19 protein-coding genes are annotated in these 16,458 nt (G+C 71.9%); 9 read left to right on the top strand and 10 right to left on the bottom strand.

Translation table 11 applies throughout. The annotated features are described in order from the left end of the window. The first annotated feature begins 12 nt into the window (after positions 1–12). The gene (locus AB0D18_RS11835) at positions 13–1,392 is read left to right on the top strand and encodes a geranylgeranyl reductase family protein (protein ID WP_362415588.1); all 1,380 of its coding nucleotides are present in this window, start codon (positions 13–15) and stop codon (positions 1,390–1,392) included. Positions 1,393–1,467: 75 nt separating this feature from the next. Here the strand turns inward: AB0D18_RS11835 and AB0D18_RS11830 are convergent, their stop codons facing one another. After that, a complete protein-coding gene (locus tag AB0D18_RS11830) occupies positions 1,468–1,917 on the bottom strand; it encodes a nitroreductase family deazaflavin-dependent oxidoreductase (RefSeq protein WP_362415586.1) in 450 nt (149 codons plus the stop codon). Positions 1,918–2,119: 202 nt separating this feature from the next. Here AB0D18_RS11830 and AB0D18_RS11825 point away from each other — a divergent pair, with 202 nt between their 5' ends. The 3 genes from AB0D18_RS11825 to AB0D18_RS11815 all read left to right on the top strand — a co-directional run bounded on the left by AB0D18_RS11825 (position 2,120) and on the right by AB0D18_RS11815 (position 5,011). Beyond that, positions 2,120–2,818, top strand: coding sequence for a TetR/AcrR family transcriptional regulator (locus AB0D18_RS11825; RefSeq protein WP_362415584.1), 699 nt, complete (start codon positions 2,120–2,122; stop codon positions 2,816–2,818). 163 nt (positions 2,819–2,981) lie between these two features. Continuing rightward, positions 2,982–4,349, top strand: a complete 1,368-nt coding sequence (locus AB0D18_RS11820; RefSeq protein ID WP_362415582.1) for a sensor histidine kinase — start codon at positions 2,982–2,984, stop codon at positions 4,347–4,349. Continuing rightward, positions 4,346–5,011, top strand: a complete 666-nt coding sequence (locus tag AB0D18_RS11815) for a response regulator transcription factor (RefSeq protein WP_362415580.1) — start codon at positions 4,346–4,348, stop codon at positions 5,009–5,011. Before AB0D18_RS11820 ends, AB0D18_RS11815 begins: the two co-directional genes overlap by 4 nt. On the opposite strand, the gene AB0D18_RS11810 is transcribed toward AB0D18_RS11815, so the two are convergent. Then, positions 4,972–5,217, bottom strand: coding sequence for a DUF6332 family protein (locus AB0D18_RS11810; RefSeq protein WP_362415578.1), 246 nt, complete (start codon positions 5,215–5,217; stop codon positions 4,972–4,974). The genes AB0D18_RS11815 and AB0D18_RS11810 overlap by 40 nt on opposite strands. 154 nt (positions 5,218–5,371) lie before the next feature. After that, a complete protein-coding gene (locus AB0D18_RS11805; RefSeq protein WP_362415576.1) occupies positions 5,372–6,910 on the bottom strand; it encodes an MFS transporter in 1,539 nt (512 codons plus the stop codon). Between the two features lie 88 nt (positions 6,911–6,998). On the opposite strand from AB0D18_RS11805, the gene AB0D18_RS11800 reads away from it, so the two are divergent. Continuing rightward, positions 6,999–7,451, top strand: coding sequence for a MarR family transcriptional regulator (locus AB0D18_RS11800; protein ID WP_362415574.1), 453 nt, complete (start codon positions 6,999–7,001; stop codon positions 7,449–7,451). Between the two features lie 32 nt (positions 7,452–7,483). On the opposite strand, the gene AB0D18_RS11795 is transcribed toward AB0D18_RS11800, so the two are convergent. From AB0D18_RS11795 to AB0D18_RS11785, 3 genes are all read right to left on the bottom strand, one after another. Continuing rightward, the gene (locus tag AB0D18_RS11795) at positions 7,484–8,266 is read right to left on the bottom strand and encodes a maleylpyruvate isomerase family mycothiol-dependent enzyme (protein ID WP_362415572.1); all 783 of its coding nucleotides are present in this window, start codon (positions 8,264–8,266) and stop codon (positions 7,484–7,486) included. Then, a complete protein-coding gene (locus AB0D18_RS11790; protein WP_362415570.1) occupies positions 8,263–8,622 on the bottom strand; it encodes a hypothetical protein in 360 nt (119 codons plus the stop codon). Before AB0D18_RS11790 ends, AB0D18_RS11795 begins: the two co-directional genes overlap by 4 nt. An 81-nt stretch (positions 8,623–8,703) precedes the next feature. Then, entirely contained in the window at positions 8,704–10,065 is a 1,362-nt protein-coding gene (locus AB0D18_RS11785; protein WP_362415568.1) for an MFS transporter, read from the bottom strand. A 66-nt stretch (positions 10,066–10,131) separates the two neighbouring features. On the opposite strand from AB0D18_RS11785, the gene AB0D18_RS11780 reads away from it, so the two are divergent. The 3 genes from AB0D18_RS11780 (at position 10,132) to AB0D18_RS11770 (ending at position 12,512) form a co-directional block, all read left to right on the top strand. After that, entirely contained in the window at positions 10,132–11,370 is a 1,239-nt protein-coding gene (locus AB0D18_RS11780) for an ROK family protein (RefSeq protein WP_362415566.1), read from the top strand. A 37-nt stretch (positions 11,371–11,407) separates the two neighbouring features. Next, entirely contained in the window at positions 11,408–12,025 is a 618-nt protein-coding gene (locus AB0D18_RS11775) for a hypothetical protein (protein ID WP_362415564.1), read from the top strand. A 175-nt stretch (positions 12,026–12,200) separates the two neighbouring features. Continuing rightward, positions 12,201–12,512 carry an SHOCT domain-containing protein gene (locus AB0D18_RS11770; RefSeq protein WP_362415562.1) on the top strand — a complete coding sequence of 104 codons (312 nt, stop codon included), beginning with the start codon at positions 12,201–12,203 and terminating at the stop codon, positions 12,510–12,512. A 96-nt stretch (positions 12,513–12,608) separates the two neighbouring features. Here AB0D18_RS11770 and AB0D18_RS11765 read toward each other — a convergent pair whose 3' ends face one another. Further along, positions 12,609–13,085: an ATP-binding protein gene (locus AB0D18_RS11765; RefSeq protein WP_362415560.1), complete on the bottom strand. Its 477-nt coding sequence runs from the start codon at positions 13,083–13,085 to the stop codon at positions 12,609–12,611. A gap of 160 nt (positions 13,086–13,245) precedes the next feature. Next, positions 13,246–13,527, bottom strand: coding sequence for a hypothetical protein (locus AB0D18_RS11760; protein WP_362415558.1), 282 nt, complete (start codon positions 13,525–13,527; stop codon positions 13,246–13,248). A gap of 320 nt (positions 13,528–13,847) precedes the next feature. Between AB0D18_RS11760 and AB0D18_RS11755 the strand changes: the two genes are divergently transcribed. After that, positions 13,848–15,002, top strand: a complete 1,155-nt coding sequence (locus tag AB0D18_RS11755) for a PLP-dependent cysteine synthase family protein (protein WP_362415556.1) — start codon at positions 13,848–13,850, stop codon at positions 15,000–15,002. Positions 15,003–15,081: 79 nt separating this feature from the next. Here the strand turns inward: AB0D18_RS11755 and AB0D18_RS11750 are convergent, their stop codons facing one another. Both AB0D18_RS11750 and AB0D18_RS11745 read right to left on the bottom strand, forming a co-directional pair. Beyond that, positions 15,082–15,558: an SRPBCC family protein gene (locus AB0D18_RS11750; protein ID WP_362415554.1), complete on the bottom strand. Its 477-nt coding sequence runs from the start codon at positions 15,556–15,558 to the stop codon at positions 15,082–15,084. 58 nt (positions 15,559–15,616) lie between these two features. Next, positions 15,617–16,456: a DeoR/GlpR family DNA-binding transcription regulator gene (locus AB0D18_RS11745; RefSeq protein WP_362415553.1), complete on the bottom strand. Its 840-nt coding sequence runs from the start codon at positions 16,454–16,456 to the stop codon at positions 15,617–15,619. Positions 16,457–16,458: the final 2 nt, after the last annotated feature.

Below are 16,458 nucleotides of genomic sequence, written 5' to 3'. Positions count from 1 at the left end.
CCGCAGGAAAGCATGGGGCACGGGTCGGATCAGGAGCAGAAGCACATCGTGAGCAGCGAGAACGCAGACGCCGCAGCAGACGCCGGACACGAGCGGGGCGAGGACGGGCCCGTGTGGGACGTCGTCGTGGTCGGGGCAGGACCGGCCGGAGCCTCCGCGGCGTACGCGGCGGCGAGCGCCGGCCGGCGTGTCCTCCTGCTGGAGAAGGCGGAACTGCCCCGGTACAAGACGTGCGGGGGCGGCATTATCGGCCCCTCCCGCGACAGCCTGCCGCCCGGCTTCGTGCTGCCGCTGCGGGACCGGATCCATGCGGTCACCTTCTCCCTCGACGGGAAGATGACGCGCACCAGGAAGTCGAGGACGATGCTCTTCGGACTGGTCAACCGGTCCGAGTTCGACCAGGCGCTGGTCGAGACGGCGACGAAGGCGGGCGCGGTCCTCCGTACGGGTGCGACGGTCGCCCGCGTCGAGCAGCACGGTGCGGCGGTGCCCGACCGGCGCACGGCCGCGGTCGTGCTCTCGGACGGCGAGACCGTGCTGGCACGGGCGGTCGTCGGCGCCGACGGCAGTGCCAGCCGGATAGGGGCACACGTCGGAGTGGAGATGGACCAGGTCGACCTCGGCCTGGAGGCGGAGATCCCGGTGCCGAAGACGGTCGCCGAGGACTGGGCGGGCCGGGTGCTCATCGACTGGGGCCCCATTCCCGGCAGTTACGGGTGGGTGTTCCCCAAGGGGGACACGCTGACGGTCGGCGTGATCGCCGCCAAGGGCGAAGGGGCCGCCACCAAGCAGTACTTGACGGACTTCATCGCCCGCCTCGGCCTCGCCGGGTTCGAACCCTCCGTCTCCTCCGGGCACTTGACCCGCTGCCGGGCAGCCGGCTCTCCGCTGTCGCGGGGCCGGGTGCTGGTGTGCGGGGACGCGGCGGGCCTTCTTGAGCCGTGGACCCGGGAGGGGATCTCCTTCGCGCTGCGGTCCGGACGGCTCGCGGGGGAGTGGGCGGTACGGATCTCGGAGGCACAGGACGCGGTCGACGCCCGGCGCCAGGCGCTGAACTACGCCTTCGCCGTCAAGGCGGGCCTGGGCGTGGAGATGGGCGTGGGCAAGCGCATGCTCACGCAGTTCGAACGCCACCCGGCGCTGCTGCACACCGCGCTCACCGGGCTGCGGCCGGCCTGGAAGGCGTTCGCGCGGATCACCCGCGGCTCGACGACGCTGGCCGAACTGGTGCGGATGCACCCGATGGCGCAGCGGGTCCTGAACGCGGTGCACAAGCCCACAGAGGCGAAGGCCGCGGGCGCGGCCGACGCGGACAAGGCCGACGCGGGCAAGGCTGGTGCGGGCAAGGCGGACGAGGGCAAGACGGACGAGGGCAAGACCGACGCGACCTGAGCCCGCGCCGTCATGTGGAGGCTGTACCTGACCCGTCGGACCCCAGCGGTCCGGCGGGTCGCTCTGTGCCGGGGGTCACTTCGTGACGGTGATGCGGAAGACCGGGTGCTTGGGGGCGGCGGCGAGCAGTTCCGCGTCCGTGGAGTCCGCGGTGATGTCGCCGAAGAAGCGGCCCACCTCCCAGCCCCACTTCTTGAGGTACGTGCGCAGGATCACGGGCTTCTCGGAGTCGGTCACCTCCACTGCGGTGAACTGCTGTGTCCTGCGGCCGACTTGGAGCTTCCCGCCGCCTGCGGCACGCATGTTGCGGACCCACTCGGAGTGGCCGCGGGCCGAGACCAGGTAGGGGCCGCCCTCGTACGGAAGCGGGTTGACCGGGATGCGGCGCCACTCGCCGCTCTTGCGGCCGATGACGGACAGCTCGGCGGTGCCGAGGAAGCTGACGCCGTGCCGGGCGAGCCAGCCGACGGCGCCGTTGAGGACGTTGTCGAGGCGGCCGGGCTTGATGTAGTGGGTGGCGCTCATGGCGGGGTCCCCTGTCGCTGGATCTGTCGTTGCGAGAGCACTGATCTCGTTTGTGAGCACCAGTCTGCAATGGATCGGTGATCCAAAGCAAGAGCAGTGCTCTCGTTATTGAGCTGTGCTCTTGTTGGTGTGCGCTGATCTCGTCGCGGTGCGCTGATCTCGTCGTTGTGCAGTGCTCTCCATCGGTGGCACACTCCTCCCTATGAGCACCATGCGCGGGGCCAGGGAACGGGCCAGGACCGAAGTCACTGCCGCCATCAAGGAAGAGGCGCGCAGACAGCTTGCGGCCGAAGGCGCCGCGAAGCTCTCGCTGCGCGCCGTTGCACGCGAACTGGGCATGGCCTCCTCCGCCCTGTACCGCTACTTCCCCAGCCGCGACGACCTCCTGACCGCCCTCATCACCGACGCGTACGACGCGGCGGGCGCGGCGGCGGAGGCGGCCCTGGCGGTGGCCCCGGACGACACGGACCACCCGGCGCGGTGGCTCGCGGTGTGCGTGGCGGTGCGGCGCTGGGCGCTCGACCACCCCCACGAGTACGCCCTTCTCTACGGCTCGCCCGTGCCCGGCTACAGCGCCCCGCAGACCACCGTGGAGCCGGCCGCCAGGGTGGCTCTGGCGCTCATGTCGGTGGCACGGGACGCTCACCGTTCCCGGGGCCTCGCCCTGGTGCGCATTCCCGCGGAACTGCGTCCCGAGGCGGAACGGCTCGCGGCGGACATCGCCCCGGACCTTCCGCCGGAGGCGGCGGTGGCGTTCGCCGCGGTGTGGGCACAGCTGTTCGGGCTGATCTCCTTCGAGGTGTTCGGGCACTACCACCGGGTGGTCGAGGACCGGGACGCGTTCTTCGCCCATGCGGCGGGGGAGCTGGCGCGTACGGCCGGAGTGCTCCCGCAGGCCTGAGCACGCGGCCGGTGCGTGGACGGTGCGTGGCCGTAAGCGGTCGGCGCGCGGTCGGCGCGGTGCCGGTGCGCGGCCGGCGCCCGCCCCGTACTCCACCGGGAGTACGAGTGATCACCCCGTCGGGCCGACGCCCGCGGCGCCGTCCCGGTCTAGCGTGGCAGGCATGCCGCGAGACCACACACGCCGAGGCCGACCGCATCCGCACTCGACGGGTGGCCGGACCGGTGGCCCCCCGTTCGCCCCGCCCCGCTGGGCCAGGCACTGGGACGCAGGCCCCGCCCAGCGCCGGCCGGGGATCGCGGGGCTGCCCTGGGCCTCGACCCTCGCCCTCGCCGCGTTCGTCCTCGTCGGCTCCCGGCTGGCCGAGGGCGGCCAGCCGGCGCGCGAGTCGCTGGACGGGTTCGGGCGCCTGCTGCTCCTCCTCGGTCCCGCGGTCCTGCTGTGGCGGCACCGCGTTCCGGTTCCGGTGGTGTTCGGGGCCGCCGCGAGCGTGCTGGTCTACCTGGGCGCAGGGTATGCGTACGGGCCGGTCTTCCTCACTGTCGCCCTCGCGTCCTTCACCGCCGTGGTGAAGGGTCACCGCGTCGCTGCCTGGAGTGCGCTCGGTGCGCTGTGGGGCGGGCATCTGCTCATCGGGCACTGGTTGTACCGGTGGCTGCCGCCGGCGGGTGACGGACCCACCTCGTGGGGCTCGGAAGCGGCCATGGCCGCCTGGATGGCCGCGATCCTCGCCGCCTCCGAGCTGCTCCGGGCCAAGCGTCAGCAGTGGGCGCACGCCCGTGGCGAGCGGGCCGCCGCCGAGAAGCGCCGCGCCGACGAGGAACGCCTGCGGATGGCACGCGAACTCCACGACGTCCTCGCACACAGCATTTCCGTCATCAACGTCCAGGCGAGCATGGGCCTGGCCCTCCTCGACACCGACCCCGAGCAGGCCCGTACGGCACTCACCACCATCAAGGCCGCCAGCAAGGAGGCGCTCGGCGAGGTCCGTCAGGTCCTCGACACCCTGCGCACCCCCGGCGACGCACCCCGGGCCCCCGCCCCCGGCCTCGACCGGCTCCCGGAACTGGTCGAACAGGCCGCCGCGGCAGGCCTCACGGTCCGTACGCAATCGGCGGGAGAAGCGCGAAGGCGCATTCCGCCGGGCGCCGACCTCGCGGCCTTCCGCATCGTCCAGGAGGCGCTGACCAACGTCGTGCGGCATTCCGGTTCGCGTACCGCCGAGGTCCTCGTCACCCTCGCTCCGGGCGGACTCCGGCTTCGTATCGACGACGCGGGACCGGCCACCGGCGGCGACGCGGGCGGCAGCGGCAACGGACTCGCCGGAATGCGGGAGCGGGCGGCGGCCCTGGGTGGCACGATCGAGGCGGGCCCGCGCCCGGACGGCGGCTTCCGGGTCGAGGCCGACATTCCGCTGGCGGCTGCCGGGGGAGTCACGGGGAATGCCGCAGGGGAAGCCACGCGGAGAGCCGCAGGGGAAGCCACGCGGAGAGCCGCCGGGGAAGCCACCGGGAAAGAGGGAACGCTGTGATCAGGGTGCTGCTCGCCGACGACCAGGCGCTGGTGAGGGCCGGATTCCGGGCCCTGCTGGGCGCGCAGCCCGACATCGAGGTGGCGGGCGAGGCCGCCGACGGGGAGGAAGCCCTGCGGCTGGTGCGCGAACTGCGCCCGGACGTCGTCCTGATGGACATCCGGATGCCGCGGCTCGACGGACTGGCCGCCACCCGGCTCCTCACCGAGGACGCCGCGCTCGACGGCACCAAGGTCGTGATGCTCACCACCTTCGAACTCGACGAGTACGTCTTCGAGGCGATCCGCTCCGGGGCCTCCGGGTTCCTCGTCAAGGACACCGAACCCGAGGAACTCCTGCGTGCGGTGCGGGCGGTGGTGGCCGGCGACGCGCTGCTCTCGCCCGGGGTGACCCGTCGGCTGATCGCCGAGTTCGCCGCCCGCTCGAAGGAACCCGCCGAAGCGGGCGCACTGCGCGAACTCACCGACCGGGAGCGGGAGGTGATGGCTCTGGTCGGCATCGGCCTCTCCAACGAGGAGATCGCACGGCGTCTGGTCGTCAGCCCGCTCACCGCCAAGACCCACGTCAGCCGCACCATGGTCAAGCTCGGCGCCCGCGACCGGGCCCAACTGGTCGTGCTGGCCTACGAGTCCGGGCTGGTGCGGCCCGGCTGGCTGGGCTGAGTCCCGGGCGCGCCCTTGTAACGCCACAGCACGTACCCGACGCGTACGACGAAGACCAGGCCGGCGAGTACGGCGCCCGCGATCCGCAGGACCTTCGTGAAGGAGGCGGAAAGGTCGAGGAAGTCGGCGGGGGCGGTCAGTGCGAGGAAGGTGAGGAAGGCCAGGACGAAGGCGCTGAGCAGGGCGTACCCGATTTCGACGGTCATGGCGTCACGCTGAGCCTGTGTTCTGGTGCCCGTGTCCGCTCCGATGTCCGTTCCCCGGTCCATTTCCATGTGCAGGAGTGTGGCAAGGGTCGCGGCCGGAGGGAAGAGCTCCCCTTTCCCTCCGGCCGCGAACTCCCCCTTCGCAGTGGCTCGTTCAGTCGCGTACGGCGACGGGCTCGCCGGCGTCCTTCCGTACGCCCGCCCCATCGACGGTGTCGGCGCTGCGGGCGTTGTCGGCGGACGAGGCCATGAGCACCAGGGACCCGGTGGGCCGCCGCGTCCGCAGCCCCGTCGACGTGATCAGCAGGCCGACGACGGCGATCGCCGTGACCACGATCAGCCCCGGCCGGAAGCTGTCCAGCACCTGCTGCGGCGAGGCCGCTCCCGCCTCGCCGCCCGCCGTGATGACGGCGGTGACGACGGCGAGGAAGAGCGCCCCGCCGACCTGGAAGGAGGTGTTCAGCAGGCCGGACACCATGCCCTGCTCGTCGTCGTGGACGCCGTTGGTGGCCTGGATGTTGAGCGACGGGATGGCCAGGGCGCAGGCCGCGCCGAGCAGCAGCATCGACGGCAGGATCACCCCCGCGTAACTCGGGCTGAGGCTGATCCGCAGGAACAGCGCGTAGCCGATCACCAGGGCGAGGAACCCGGCCGCCACGATGCGCGGCGTCCCGAACCGGTCGACCACGTCGCCGATCTTCGTGGAGGACAGCGCCACGAGCAGGCCCGCGGGAAGGAAGGCCAGCGCCGTCTGCAGCGCGGACCAGCCGAGCAGCGACTGCATGTACTGGACGACGATGAACTGGAACCCGACGTAGCTGCCGAAGAACGCGGCCGCCCCGAGCTGCGCCCTGATCTGGGCGCCGGAGCGCAGTACGCCGAGTCGGATCAGCGGACTGGCGCTGCGCTTCTCGATGCGTACGAAGAGGGTGAAGAGGAGGGCAACTGCCAGGAAGGAGAGGAGAGTTCGGGTGGAGCCCCAGCCGACTTCCGGAGCCTGTACGACGGTGAAGACGAGCAGCAGCATCGTGGCGGTGCCGGTGAAGGCGCCCGGCAGGTCGTATCCGCGCTTCGCGTCGTCGCGGGCGCTCTTGGGGATGAGGCGCAGTCCGACGAACAGGGCGAGCAGCGCGATCGGCGCGGGCATCAGCATCGTCCACCGCCAGCTCAGCTGCGTGAGCAGGCCGGACAGCACCAGGCCCATGGAGAAGCCGGTGGCGGCGCAGGTGGTGTAGATGGACAGGGCCCGGTTGCGCTGCGGGCCCTCCGGGAACGTCGTCGTGATGATCGAGAGGCCGGCGGGCGCGGTGAACGCCGCGCTCAGCCCCTTGATGAAGCGGCTCGCGATGAGCAGCGGCCCGGAGTCGACGAGTCCGCCGAGCAGCGAGGCGAGGGCGAAGACGGCCAGGGCGATCAGGAAGACACGGCGCCGGCCGAGCAGGTCGGCGGCCCGGCCGCCCAGCATCAGCAGTCCGCCGTAGCCGAGGATGTAGCCGCTGACGATCCACTGGAGGGATGCGGTGGACAGGTGCAGATCGGCGGCGATCGAGGGGAGCGAGACGCCGACCATCGAGACGTCGAGGGCGTCCAGGAACATCGCGGCACAGAGCACGAGCAGGGTGCCCCACAGGCGGGGGCTCCAACGTGCCCGGGAATCAGGGGTGTTGGGTGCGGAGGGTGGCTCAGGGGTCATGGACAGGAAAGGTACATGCATACGCATGAGATGCAAGTGCATTTAATGCTCGTGCAACAAGATGGTTCAGCTCTGCTAGCGTGCGGCCATGGCAGCGATGAAGCCCGAGTGTGAACTCGTGGAGGAGTGGCGGGACGTGCTCGCCCGGCATGCCCGCACGGTGTGCGAACTCGACCGGGAACTGCATCCGTTCGGGCTCGGTGCCAGCGACTTCGAAGTGCTCGAAGTGCTGGCGGGCGGGGGTGATCCGGGGGCCGGAGGGGAAGCTCCGGCGGGGGGCGGTGAGTGTGCGTACCGCGTGCAGGAGATCGCCGACCGCGTGCATCTGAGTCAGAGTGCGCTGTCGCGCCTGGTCGGACGGCTGGAGCGGGACGGTCTTGTGACCCGGGGTATGTGCGAGAGCGACCGGCGCGGGGTGCGGGTGGTGCTGACCGACGCGGGCCGGGCGAAGTACGCCGAGGTGCGTCCGCTGCAGAGGGGCGTACTGGCGCGGACGCTGGCGGGAAGGGACGCACTGCCGCAGTCGGGTGCGGCCGGGTGATGCGGGGCGGCTGTTACCGGTGATGCCGGGCGCTAATTCCAGGTGATGCCGGACAGCTCCCGCCAGGCGGCGGCCGGCCCGGGGTCGCCGGTGAGCGTGACGGCCTCCGTCGGCAGCCGGTTCCACAGAGTCGCGTAGAGCAGCTCGGGCGGCCCGCTCAGTTCGGTGTCGGCCGGCCCTTCGTCATTGCGTACGGTCCGGGGCGGGGCGTCCTTCGACAGGTGCACGGTCCAGACGGCGGCCGGGGTGGCCGGGGCGGCAAGGCCGGGCCCGGCAGTGGTGTCCGTCGCCCGGATCCGCAGGACGCTCGCGTGGTCGGTCCTGACCCGGCTGCGCGCGCGTCCGTGGAACCCGGTCAGCAGTTCGTCGATCCCGTCCAGCGCGAACTCCGCGCTCACTCCGCTGAGTTGGGCGCCCGTCGCGGCCTCCGCGTCCATCCGGTGTACCGCCGTCTCGTGCGCCTGCCGCCGTGCCCAGAACGCGAGCGGGGACGGCGCGGGCAGGAACGTCCAGCACTCCAGGTCCGCAGGGGCGGCGCGCAGGGCCGCCACCAGCGCGGTGTGCCCCTCCCTGAACCAGGCCAGCAGCTCCGCCCCGTCGAGGTCCGGCTCCCCGCCGTCGGGCTGGGGGTCCCGGTGGCCGTGGACCACGTGCACGGTGGCCCAGCGGTGCACCATCCCGGTGTGCCGCAGCAGGCCGCGCACCTGCAGGCCGGGGCAGGTGGGGACGTCGGCGCCGGTACCGGCGGCCTCGGCGGCCGATGCCAGCAACACCCCTTCCTCGACAAGGGAGTTGACGTACGCATCGATTCTCATACGGCCGATCCTGTCACGCCCCGCGCCGCCGTACGGCGTTCCCCGCGCAGCAGCCGCACGAGGAGCCCGAGCGCGTACGCCTGGATCAGTACGGACAGGACGAGCGCCGGGTAGAGGAAGGCGGCGGAGTCGGCCACGCTGCTCGCCAGCAGATCGCCGCCGATGAGGAACAGGAAGACGGTCGGCGCGGAGAGCAGGAACAGCCAGACGCCGGCCAGGGAGGCGTCGTCGTGCGTGACGAAGAGCATGTCGACGGTGACGAACAGCGCGGCCACGGTGACCAGGGCCAGATAGGCCAGGGACGCCGGATTGCGGAAGGTGAGCTGTGCGAAACCGTACGTGCGGTGTGCCTTCATCTCGTCCCCCAGATGGATCGCCGGCCTTCATCGTGCCCCCGAGCCGGCGGTTCCGCCTGAGTATTACTACCCGGGGGCTCCCTATTCGGCCACCCGTGACGTGGCGTTGCGGGCGGCCATGCCGAGGCAGGAGGCGGCCGCGGCCAGTACCGCCACCGTGGTCAGCGCGACCGGCAGCGAGAACCAGTCGGCCAGGAACCCGATGGCGGGCGGGCCAAGCAGCATCCCGCTGTAGCCGAGCGTCGAGGCTGTGGCGACACCGCTCGGACCAGCCAGTTCGCCTGCCCGGGACACGGCGACGGGGAAGATGTTCGCCAGGCCGAGCCCGGTCACGGCGAAGCCGAGCAGGGCGAGCCACAGGGTGGGTGCGAGGGAGCCCAGGAGCATGCCGACGGCGGCGGACGCACCGCCCGCCATCAGGGTCCTGGTCTGTCCGAGACGCTCCAGGAGGGTCGTGCCGGTCAGCCGGCCGATGGTCATGGCCAGTGCGAAGAGCGAGTACCCGGCGGCGGCCACGCCCGGGTGGGCGTCCAGGTCCTCCTGCAGGTGCAGCGGCCCCCAGTCGGCGATGGCGCCCTCGCCGTACGCGGTGCACAGGGCGATGACGCCGAACAGGAGGACGGTGCGCCGGTGGGTGCGTCCAGACGTACGGCGAGGCGGGTTGTGGGACGTACGGCGGGACGGGCTGTCGGCTGTACGGCGCGGGAGGTCGCCGGACGTACGGCGCGGGAGGTCGCCGGACGTACGGCGCGGAAGGTCGCCGGACGTACGGCGGGACAGGTTGTCCGAATGTCCCGGCACGGGGGCCGGTGTACGGTCCGGCAGCTGCCGGGACTCCCGCAGCAGCGTGGGACCGGCCGCCACCGTGAGCAGCAGGCCCAGTGCGGTCAGCGTCGTCAGGTGCACGGTGGGGGAGAGGCTGCCCGCGACCAGCCCGCCGAGCCCGGCGCCGACCATGCCTCCCAGGCTGAACGCCGCGTGGAAACTCGGCATCACCGGGCGGCGGAGCGCGGTCACCAGATCGACGGCCGCGCTGTTCATGGCGACGCTGATGCCGCCGTACAGCGCACCGAACACCAGCAGTACGAGGCCGAGCGCGAGCGGCGAATGCGTCAGCGGCGGCAGCGCGATGCTCAGTGAGAGCAGCGCCCCGCAGAAGACCGTGACCCGCGCGCTCCCGAAGCGGCTGCACAGCCGCCCCGTCAGGGTCATCGTGATCACGGCCCCCGCCGAAACCCCGAGCAGCGCGAGCCCGAGTGCGCTGGGCGATGCGGAGGTCTGCTCCTTGATGGCCGGGATTCTGACCACCCACCCGGCGAAGATGAAGCCGTCGAGGGCGAAGAACAAGGTCAGTGCGGTGCGGAGACGGGAGAGGGAGGGCGCGGCGGTGGTTCCGTCCGGTCCCCCCGATGCGGCCGTCCGGACTTTGTTTAGGTTCGGCACAAAGTCAGCATAGGGGGAGCCCCCGTACGGGGCAAGACGCTCCCGGGTCGTGGCAGACTCCACTTCATGAACGGCAAGGGGACCAGGGTGACCAGCACCAGAACGAAGTTGGAGAGGGGCCGCGGAGCGCTCGGCCCCGCACTGGAACTCGTGCACACCGGACGCGCGCCCACGCGCGCCGTGCTTACCGCCGAGCTCGGCGTCACCCGGGCCACCGCCGGAGCGGTCGCCGCCGAACTCGAAGCGCTCGGACTGATCCGCGTCGACTCCAGGCCCGGCGCCGCAGCCGGATCGCAGGGTCGCCCCTCGCACCGGCTGACCGTCGACGACAAGGGACCGGTCGTGCTCGCCGCCCAGGTGCACGCCGACGGCTACCGCGCCGCACTGGTCGGTCTCGGCGGCCGGATCGTCGCGACGGCGCCCGGCTGCGAGGTGATCGACGCCGACCCGGCGCAGGTCATCGGCTCGGTCGTGGACGCGGGCGCACAGCTGCTGCGGGAGAGCGGACGCAGGTGCGCCGGAGCGGGGCTCGCCGTCCCCTCGGCGGTCGCCGAACCCGAGGGCACCGCCCTCAACCCGCTGCACCTGGCCTGGCCCGCGGGATCCCCCGTCCGCCAGATCTTCGCCGAGCGCGTCGCCGCGGCAGGCATCGAGGGCCCCGCCTTCACCGGCAACGACGTCAACCTCGCCGCCCTGGCCGAGCACCGGCACGGCGCAGGGCGGGGCGCCCAGCACCTCCTGTGCGTCGCCACGGGCCACCGCGGCGTCGGTGGCGCCCTCGTCCTCGACGGCCGCCTGCACAGCGGGAGTTCGGGTCTCGCGCTGGAGGTCGGCCACCTCACGGTGAACCCGGCCGGCCGCCCCTGCCACTGCGGCAGCCGCGGCTGCCTCGACGTCGAGACGGACCCCCTCGCCTTCCTCGCGGAGGCGGGCCGCACACCGGGCCCCGAGGTCTCCCTGCTCCAGCAGTCGCGCGACCTGCTCCGCGAGGAGTACGCGGACGTGGCGGTACGGGGCGCGGCCCAGGCCCTCGTCGACCGGCTCGGCCTCGGCCTCGCCGGGCTGGTCAACATCCTCAATCCGGACCGGATCATCCTGGGCGGCCTGCACCAGGCCCTCCTCGCGGCCGAACCCGACCGGCTGCGCGCCGTCGTGGCCGACCGCAGCCTGTGGGGCCGCAGCGGCGGCGTGCCGATCCTGCCGTGCACGCTGGACCACAACTCCCTGGTGGGCGCGGCGGAGTTGGCCTGGCAGCCGGTACTGGACGACCCGCCGGCGGCGCTGGGTGCGGGGGCGGCGGTCTGACACCGCAGGCACATAACCGGCTTGCTACTGTCCGCGCATGACTGTCACCCCCGCCGACATACGGCTGGCCGCCGCGCTCACCGCCAGTGCCCTGCGCCCCGCCCGCGACGCCGACTGGAGCGTGCGGGCCGGTGCGCTGGAGTGGGACTGCTGGGAGACCGCCGAGCACCTGATCGACGACCTCTTCTCGTACGCCGTCCAACTCGCGTCCGAGCGCACCGACATCGACGTACCGTTCCGCTACACGCAGGAAGCCCCGGGTTCCCCGTACAACGCCGTCCGCGCCGACAAGGAGGCCGGCGTGGACGGGCTGCTCGTCGCGCTCGACTCCGCAGCCGGACTGCTCCACGCCGTCACCGCCACCAAGCCCCCCGGGGCCAGGGCCCACCACACCTTTGGCGTGGCCGACCCCGAGGGCTTCGCCGCGATGGGCGTCGTCGAGACCCTCGTCCACACCCACGACCTGACGACCGGGCTCGGCATCGACGGCTGGGAGCCGCCGGCCGACCTCTGCGCCCGCACCCTGCACCGGCTGTTCCCCGACGCCCCCGCCGACACCCCGCCCTGGCCCACCCTCCTCTGGGCCACCGGCCGCGGCGAACTCCCGGGCCGCCCCCGCCTCGACAAGTGGCGCTGGTACGGCGAGCCCCGCTGACCGCCGCGGCCTCATAGAGGAAGCAGCCGTGCGCCGCCCCCGTACTCCCGCGGGGGTACGCGCAAAGCCGCTGGACGTACGACGACCCGGACCCCCTCCCGGGGCCACTCTCGGTAGCGACAGGAAAGACAGCGACAAGAAGGACGCTGCACCGCCACCGAGGAGCTGAACCCCCATGAACACCCTTGCATTCGCAGACGGACCCCACCCCTGGATGCTGCTCTTCCCGCTCGTCTGGGCGGCCGTCGTCATCGGTGTCGTCACCGTGCTCCGCCGCACCGTGTGGCGCAACAGGGGCCGGGGCCGCGGACCGTGGAGCGGCGCCCGCCCGCGCGGTCACGGCGAGCAGTCACCGATCACCGTCCTCGGCCGGCGCTTCGCCACCGGCGAGATCGACGAGGACGAGTACTGGCGCAGGCTGTCCGTCCTGGACGAGCAGTTCGGCAGCACCGAGGGCCCGCTCAAGGGCAAGGGCGGCATGGCCTGATGGCCACCACCGCCATGCCGTAGCGGGACGGCGGGACGACGTGACGGCGGCGGGTCCGGCCGGACCAGGTCCGGCCGGCCCCGCCGCATCGCCAGGTCAGCCCACTGCGGCGGACCGGGCCTGCGCGCTGCGTTTCTTGCGCTCGCGCCCCGGGTGCGGCGGCAGTGCCACCGTGGCCATGGGCGCGGGCAGGGCGAACCAGACGGTTTTGCCCGAAGAGCCCTGTGGACGTACGCCCCAGCTCTCGCTGACCGCCTCGATCAGCGCGAGACCGCGCCCACCAGTCTCGAGCGGGTCGGCGTCACGGAGCGTCGGAAGCGTCGGGTCGTGGTCGTGGACGGACACCGTGAGCCGGCCGAGCAGCAGCTCGATCTCCACGGTGCAGATCTTGTCCGGCTGGGCGTGCCGGTGGACGTTGCTCAGAAGTTCGGTCACTCCGAGCGAGGCCTGGTCTATCAACGGGTCCAGATGCCAATAGCGCAGTTGCGCCGATACGATCCTGCGGACTTGGCCGATCCGCGACGGCAGAGCTTGAAGCTCCACCGCACAGTGCCTGCTGGGATGGCTGATCACGGCTGCGACTCCCCGATTCAGGTCGGAAGACGGTCGAAGACGATCCGGGTGCCGGGGTCCGGCCGGGCGGCGGACTGGATCACAGCGTCACCGCCGAGACACCCTGAGTGAGATACCGCCAGAGTGACCCAGTACGTACCCCCACGCAACTCGCGCCGCCTCAGCCACGCGCACCACGCAGCGTTTCGAGGAGGCGCCCGCCCGAGTCGGCCATCGTCAGGAGGTAGCGGGTTCCGTTCAGCCGGGCCACCATCCGGCCGTGTCCGGCGAACCACGGCCGGCCGGCGGTGACCGACTCCAGCGGTGCGCTGTCGATGGTGCCGCCGTCGCTCCTCAGCAGCGCCAGAGTGCCGTCCCTCACCAGGACCTGTCCCGCCCTGGTGAGCGAGCGCGGCCACCGTTCTATCCGTACGCCCAGTGCGCTGAAGTCGGGCTCAGCCATGGTGTGTTCGCCCCCTTCCGTGAGTCCCCATGCCCTGCCGGTCCCTGCTGCTGCGCAGTCTGCACGGGGGCGGGCGCGTGCACCAGGGCAGGCGGGCCACCGGCAGTAGCGTGCCCGGATCCCTCCCCCCGTACTGGCCCGCCCGCAAGCGGCGGATCGGTCGCAGTAGGGAGCCCTATGGATGCCCAAAGTGAACGTTTGTGCAGGTAGACGGCTTAAAGTGCAAGTGGGAACCCGCTGTGCCCCACGCCCATGCCGCAGGCACAGCATCCCGACGCAACCGTACGGAACCGCACGGAAGAGCACGAGGAGTGGCGCGGATGAGCACCATCGACCCGGCAGAGCACGACGGCCCCCGGGCGGCCGGCGTACCCGTCGCCGTACCGACCGTCGACGTGGATCACAGCGACCCGGAGTACCGGGCCTGGCTCAAAGAGGCCGTGCGCAAGGTCCAGGCCGACGCCAACCGGTCCGCCGACACCCACCTGGTGCGCTTCCCGTTGCCCGAGCACTGGGGCATCGACCTGTACCTCAAGGACGAGTCGACGCATCCGACCGGCAGCCTCAAGCACCGGCTCGCCCGCTCGCTGTTCCTGTACGGGCTGTGCAATGGCTGGATCCGGCCGGGCCGCCCCGTCATCGAGGCGTCCAGCGGCTCCACCGCCGTCTCCGAGGCGTACTTCGCGAAGCTGATCGGGGTGCCGTTCATCGCGGTGATGCCCCGCACGACGAGCGCGGAGAAGATCCGGCTCATCGAGTTCCACGGCGGCCGGTGCCACTTCGTGGACGACTCGCGGAAGATGTACGAGGAGTCCGCCCGCCTCGCGGCGGAGACCGGCGGCCACTACATGGACCAGTTCACCTACGCCGAGCGGGCGACCGACTGGCGGGGCAACAACAACATCGCCGAGTCGATCTACCAGCAGATGAAGCTGGAGCGCTACCCGGAGCCGAGCTGGATCGTCGCCACCGCAGGCACCGGCGGCACCTCCGCGACCATCGCCCGCTATGTGCACTACATGCAGTACGACACCTTCATCTGCGTCCCCGACCCGGAGAACTCCTGCTTCTTCGACGGCTGGACGCGGGGCGACCCGCTCGCCACGAGCGACTGCGGCTCGCGCATCGAGGGCATCGGACGCCCCCGCATGGAGCCGTCGTTCGTGACCGGCGCCGTCGACCGGATGATGAAGGTCCCCGACGCGGCGAGCGTCGCGGCCGTACGCGCCCTGGACGCGGCACTCGGCCGCAAGGCGGGCGGCTCCACCGGTACCGGACTGTGGAGCGCACTGAAGATCGTCGCCGAGATGGTGGAGCAGGGGCGCACGGGCAGCGTGGTCACCCTGATCTGCGACCCGGGCGACCGCTACCTCGACAAGTACTACTCGGACGACTGGCTCGCCGAGCAGGGGCTCGACATCGCCCCGTACGCGGCGACCATCGAGCAGTTCCTGAAGACCGGCGTCTGGCCGTAGGCCCCGGTACCGACTCAGTACCGACTCCAGCATCGACTCCCGGTATCAAGTCCCGGTATCAAGTCCCGTACGTCGAAAGTCAGTTGGTCCGCTGTGCGGTCAGTCGTACGTCCAGCGCGCGGACCGCGTCGCGGAACGCGCGCCCCACCCCGGGGCGCGCCGCCCGCAGTGCGAGCCGCAGCGGCGCCGGGCCGTCGGCCGCCATCGTCCACTGCACCCTGGTCGCGACGCCCGTCGGCTGGATCAGCCACTCCTCCAGCATGGCCCGCACACCGGGCGCGTTGGAGCGGTCGACCCGGTACGCGTAGCGCTTCGACGGCTCCGCGGCCAGGACCGTCTCCATGAACTTGATGCCGCCCCTGAGATGTACCTCGCGGCCCTCCGCCGTCGGCCGGGCGAACGTCACCGCCGAGAACCAGCGGGGCCACTGGGCGGTCTCCTCCGCCAGCGCCCGGTGCACGTCCTCGGGCAGTGCGGAGATCTCGGCGGCGAAGACCAGGCGTACGGGCGCGGTCTCGGTGAAGTCGAGGCCGACGCCCCGGAGTTGGCTGACCATGCGGGGTGAACCTCCGGCGCGAGGGAACTGTGTACGCGCAAAGGTAGTTGGCGGACCGTCAGCTGTCGCCGGGATCGGCGGTTGTCGCGTCCTCGCCGGCCACGACCAGCCCCGGCAGATGCTCCGCCATCTCCTCGCGCGCTGCCGGGTCAAGCCCCTGGTCCGTGACGAACGCGTCCACCTGGTCCAGCGTCGCGAAGGAACTCAGGCCCACTGTCCCCCACTTGGTGTGGTCCGCGACCACCACCACGCGGCGCGCCGAGCCCACTAGCCGCCGGTTCGTCTCCGCCTCGGCGAGGTTCGGCGTGGAGAGCCCCGCCTCCACGGATATGCCGTGCACCCCGAGGAACAGCACGTCGAAGTGGAGCGAGGCGATCGCCCGGTCCGCGACCGGGCCGACGAGCGAGTCCGAGGGGGTGCGTACACCGCCGGTGAGTACCACCGTCGCGGCCCCGGCGCTGTCGCCGCCCGCCTGCCGCGCCGTGTGGAACACGTCGGCCACTCGCACCGAGTTGGTCACCACCGTCAGGTCCGGCACGTCGAGCAGGTGCCGGGCCAGGGCGTACGTCGTGGTGCCGCCGGACAGTGCGATGGCACTGCCCGGTACCGCCATCGCGGCGGCCGCCCGCGCGATGTCCTCCTTCGCGGACAGCTCCAGCGCCGACTTCGCCTCGAAACCGGGCTCGTGGGCGCTCGCCTCGACCACCGGCACCGCACCGCCGTGCACCTTCTCCACGACGCCCTGCCGGGCGAGTGCGTCGAGATCGCGGCGCACCGTCATGTCGGACACGTTCAGGCGCCGGGTCAGCTCGTTGACCCGCACACCGCCGCGTCGCCTGACCTCGTCGAGGATGAGGGCGCGGCGCTGTTCGGCGAGCAGGTTCTGATTCTCGGTCACTG

It is taken from the genome of Streptomyces sp. NPDC048442 (assembly GCF_040651475.1).
Classification (GTDB): Bacteria; Actinomycetota; Actinomycetes; order Streptomycetales; family Streptomycetaceae; genus Streptomyces.
Note: the sequence above shows the minus strand (reverse complement) of the source record. Positions and strands in the feature narration are given on the sequence as shown.